Here is a 5,174-nt window from a genome sequence, read left to right as displayed (position 1 = left end):
TCGTTATTGGGCGGTTACAAAACACCCCATGATATGAAACATGAAGTGTTGTAAAGTCTATGTTGTAGGTGCTTATTTCACATTTTCAATGTGACCAATGATGACAAATTCCATACCGAAGCTTCATATACACTAAACAAATGACTTTCTAATTATTTCAATTAGTTTTGGCTAGTAAATATCATTTCCAACAAACGCCCTCTCAATTCCTCGTCCTGACGATGCAAGATATTCATTAAGTCATGAGAATTTTTGGCATTAATGAATTGATTTAACAATCTATCTTTTAATTCATATGGAAGAGAAGCCGTCTTTAGTAGTCTAAAAACTTCATCATTTAGGGGTGTCCTTTTATTATCTTTCCATTCAAATCTAGCTGTATCATTCTTATTTGGCAATTCAATGATAGACACATTCGTTCCTTTAAAATGAATTCTATGTTTTCTATTGTTTGGAACGATACTAGAATCTCCTTGTAATGTTAACTCTACCATCCCCATTTCCCAGTCGATTGATAATCTTGTTTTATATCTTTGACCATTTTGATCTTCAATCATTTCAAAAGAATGTTGTTTGCCTGGGAATACATACCAATCTACAACTTCAGGTAAATCAACACCCATAACTATCTCAGAACCAACCAAGGGAATGATGGCACCACTTTTTGCAAACACAGACATAGTCGAAATGTCTCTATAAACACTTAACTTCACACCACCTGTGTATTTTTTCTCTGAAAAGAAGTCATACCATTCACCTTCAGGGAACCATACATCCACTTTTGCAGATTGGAATGCCAAATCCATCTTTTCTACAATGGGAGCCACCATCAGTTCTGTTCCAAAAAAGTATTGATTTGGAACATTATAACTCTCATCATTCTCTGGGTAGAAATAATAGATTGGGCTAATTAATGGGGCACCTTCCTCATGCGTCTTTACATTCATGGTATATAGATATGGAATCATCTGATGTCTCAAACGAAGGTATTTCTTCATAATCTTAGATGTTGTTTCTGAAAAAAACCAAGGTTCTTTACTATTAAAGGGACTTCTAGAACTATGTAATCGAGTTATTGGACTAAAAACGCCAAACTGTAGCCATCTAGTTTGTAGCTCTTCGTCATAATTCCCCAGCATGTGTCCACCAATATCATGACTCCACCAACTATAACCGATATTAGATGCTGTCGCTGTAAAATAAGGTTGAAATCTTAAGGAATTCCAACTAATAATAGTATCCCCTGAAAAACCAACAGGGTAGCGGTGACTACCAGGACCTGCATATCTTGATAAAATCAAACCACCTTCTGCATTTTTACAACTATCCTGATAGTGATAATGGTTTAAAAGCCACAGTGGATCCAACATGCCTTGAGTCCCTTGTTGCCAGTCAATCCACCAAAAATCTACTCCCTGCTTTTCTAGCTCATAATGAACATCTTTAAAGTAGGCTTCTCTAAAAGAGGGATTAAAAAAATCAAAAATAGCAGGTTCCTCTAGTTCTACATTTAACCCCAATCGTTTTGCGACTTGAGGATAAGCTTCTTCATAAGCCCGTATACCATCAGCAGGATGGACATTTAAGGAGAGTTTTAACTTTCTATCATGAAGTTGTTGCAGTAACTGTTCTGGATTAGGTATTAAGTTTTTATTCCAACTATATCCTGTCCAGCCACTTCCAAAACGGGCTGGAATTTCAGTTATGTGCCAATCCATATCTAAAACACCGATAGATAATGGAATTTTCTCTGTTTCAAATCTGTCTATTAAATCCAAGTATTCATCCGACGTATAAGGCCAATACCTACTCCACCAATTGCCTAAAGCGTATCTTGGCAACAAGGGTGTTGAACCAGTCAAATGGTAAAAGTCTCTGATTGCTCCTCTATAATCATGCCCATAAGCAAAGAAATACAAGTCAATTTGATTTTCTCTCTCAATATAACCAGACTGTTCATCCCAAATAAATCCTTTAGAATCATCCAATAAGGCTATACCATTTCTGCTAATAATTCCATCTTCTAACGAGATTGCTCCATCTGCCTCATCCAGAGTCCGAGCTGTTCCTTTTAACGTTTCAATAGATTCACCAAAATACCAGCGACTACCATATACGGCAAAATTTCCTTTTAATTCTATAAATAAATTTTCGGCGTTAAATTCTCCTTTATTAAAGTGCAGATGAAAATAGTCCGTCATAATATCTAGTACGTTTGATGTCTCGATATAATCTAACGAAACTTGACCAAAATCTCTATTATAGATAAGTTGTGTCGTTCTATCCTCAAAACTTCCAGCTTGAGAGTATTCTAACCTTACTAACTTGTCTGTTAATACAGAGATTCGATAAAACTCTCCCTTAAAAATTTTCAATTTGTTGTCCTCCTTTTATGGTAGCATAAAAACAGAACGCACCATTTTTGATGCGTTTTTCATTATTCTGAATGCAATGTTCTATCTGTTATATCTATGACAAATAATAGTCAATTGAAAAAATGTAGTGGACAAAATATCTTTTAACAAACCAAGAGTTTATTAAAGAGTTATCACTTTTCAACTTTTCTAAGCTTATGCAGTTGTGAAACAAACTACTTTTAAACTATTAACTAAGATAGGATTGATAAATAATTTCAAACTCTTACTAGCAATCATACGATATTCAAGCTCGCGTGCTTTTTTCCTTCCTGCTTATTTCTTAGAACTGAAGAACCCGGATCGGTATATAAATTATCCGGATCAACATAGTCATAAGACTCATAACAGTTGCGCTTCATTAAGTCATCCCCAGAGCAAGAGCTTCATCTCGTAATTTTTCAACATCACTAACCGTAGGTCGCCATCCTTCAATCATATTTGTACTTAAAGCATACCAAACACTCTTAAAAACGGATCGGTTTTCAAAAGCTATTCCCATGATTGCCATCTTTTCTTTATCTATATCTAAGGACATATGCTACCTCCTTTAGATACATTATACCATGTTTCTCTGTAGCTTTTAAAAATTTTATTTTGTTTGTCATATCTAAGTTTTCAGCACGCTTATCCTATTTATCCGAGAATAATTAAATATCTATCTCATAAACTAGCAGTAGTTGTTAGTAATAGACCATATACCCAACAATTTGTTCTGCCATGAGTTTTTCATTTCACTAATTTCTTAAATGCTTCTAAATGACTTGTTAACACAAATGATTCAACATCAACAAGTACAATTTCTTTTTCTATCTTGAAGATATTTAAATAGTTCCAGATATTATTTCTAAATATTTGAAAATAATTACTGTTTGTATTATACTATCTTTGAGGTATCTATTATGAACTATATTAAAAGACCACATTATTTAGACTTTCTAAGAAGACATCGTGACCGACAAATCATCAAAGTTGTTAGTGGAGTTAGACGAGCTGGTAAATCTGTTCTCTTTCAACTCTATAAAGAAGAGTTACTAGCAACTGGGGTAGACGAGGATCAGATTATATCCATCAATTTCGAAGATTTGAGTTACTATGACCTGCGACATTTTCAAACATTATTCGCTTATATAAAAGAGCAGTTAGTTGGGGAGAAAACATACTATATCTTTTTAGATGAAATTCAACATGTTGAAAAATTTGAACTAGTTGCAGATAGCCTATTCATCCTACCAAATGTTGACCTCTATTTGACTGGATCAAACGCCTACTTTATGAGCAGCCAATTAGCAACAAACTTGACTGGTCGGTATGTTGAGATAGAGGTTCTTCCTTTGTCATTTGAAGAATACCTATCAGGTCAATCTCTCACAGAGAATCTGAATACAACAGAAATTTTTAACAATTATCTCTTTAGTGCTTTCCCTTACTTATTGCAAACATCATCTTACGCTGAAAAAATTGACTATCTAAGAGGAATATATAACTCAATACTGTTAAACGATATTGTCACTAGATTGGGAAATCCAAATCCTACTATTATTGAGCGCATTGTTCGAACCCTTCTCAGTAGTACAGGTAGCTTAATATCAACAAATAAGATTCGCAATACCCTAGTCAGCCAAAATGTTTCAATATCCCATAATACTTTGGAAAATTATTTGACAACTTTGACAGACAGTTTACTTTTTTATTCCGTTCCACGTTTTGATGTAAAAGGCAGAGCATTATTACAACGCTTAGAAAAATACTATCCCGTTGATTTAGGTTTACGACATCTCTTATTACCAGACCACAAAGAAGACATTGGACATATCTTGGAAAATATTGTCTATTTGGAATTGAGACGTAGATATTCACAAGTATATGTTGGTAATTTAGATAAGTATGAGGTTGATTTTGTTGTTGTAACTGATCTTGGCCACTACGCTTATTATCAGGTCAGTGAAACAACACTTGCTCCAGAAACACTAGACAGAGAACTTAGACCACTAGAAGCCATTAAAGATCAATTCCCCAAGTATCTATTAACAATGGATACGATTCAACCAACAGCAAATTACAATGGTATTGAGAAGAAAAATATCATAGATTGGTTACTAGAAAAATAGATAAATATAAATCATTCAGCTGACTAGATTTGCAACAGTCTGTTATCAATGATTCTACCCAAATCCTAACAAGATATAGCGAATTTAGAACACTGATACTTGAAAGATAACATGGGATCTATAACTTTTGGAAGTACTATCATCATAGTCTTGTTAAAGAAAAGCATCACCCACTTTTTCAAATAAGATTAAATTGTAACTGAATTATAATGAAAAAGAGACTGAGCAATCAGTCTTTAAAACCCTAAAAAACGCATACTATCAGGTGTTGAATGAACTGCACCCGCATAGCGGGTGGTTTTTTTGTCTCGCACCTAACGGAGCGAGACGAACTAATAGTCACATAATCATAAGGCTGATAGTATTAATCTAACTATCAGCCTTACAGGCTATTTAATGTTTAAGTAACACTCCAATATCAAGATAAACTAAACAGCATCTAGTTCCTTCAAATAATTTTCTATCTTCATCAACATTAAAGGATTGTTATAAATCTTACATAACTCTCTTGCTTCTATATAATAATTTTTGACTTGTTCTTTGTCTAGAAATTTGGCTCCAGCATTTCCTACAAGAATAAGTAGAGGAGCCAGTTGGTAGCTTGTCTGTCTTTGTTTACAGAGTTCAATCGTCTTAAGAGCTTCTTGGA

Annotated in this window: 3 protein-coding genes and 1 pseudogene; 1 reads left to right on the top strand and 3 read right to left on the bottom strand. The window is 34.1% G+C overall.

Features of this window, described 5'->3' with window-relative positions:
- Positions 1-161 precede the first annotated feature (161 nt).
- Both HT709_RS11315 and HT709_RS11310 read right to left on the bottom strand, forming a co-directional pair.
- Positions 162-2,375, bottom strand: a complete 2,214-nt coding sequence (locus tag HT709_RS11315) for a TIM-barrel domain-containing protein (RefSeq protein ID WP_172925782.1) — start codon at positions 2,373-2,375, stop codon at positions 162-164.
- A 400-nt stretch (positions 2,376-2,775) separates the two neighbouring features.
- Positions 2,776-2,952, bottom strand: coding sequence for a hypothetical protein (locus HT709_RS11310; RefSeq protein ID WP_000050747.1), 177 nt, complete (start codon positions 2,950-2,952; stop codon positions 2,776-2,778).
- Positions 2,953-3,316: 364 nt separating this feature from the next.
- Here HT709_RS11310 and HT709_RS11305 point away from each other — a divergent pair, with 364 nt between their 5' ends.
- Positions 3,317-4,525: an ATP-binding protein gene (locus tag HT709_RS11305; RefSeq protein WP_172925781.1), complete on the top strand. Its 1,209-nt coding sequence runs from the start codon at positions 3,317-3,319 to the stop codon at positions 4,523-4,525.
- Positions 4,526-4,953: 428 nt separating this feature from the next.
- Here the strand turns inward: HT709_RS11305 and HT709_RS11300 are convergent.
- Positions 4,954-5,174, bottom strand: a pseudogene (locus tag HT709_RS11300) (transcriptional regulator); the annotation flags it as partial.

The sequence above is a fragment of the Streptococcus sp. 1343 genome, from assembly GCF_013277355.1.
In the GTDB taxonomy this organism is placed as follows: Bacteria; Bacillota; Bacilli; order Lactobacillales; family Streptococcaceae; genus Streptococcus; species Streptococcus pseudopneumoniae.
Note: the sequence above shows the minus strand (reverse complement) of the source record. Positions and strands in the feature narration are given on the sequence as shown.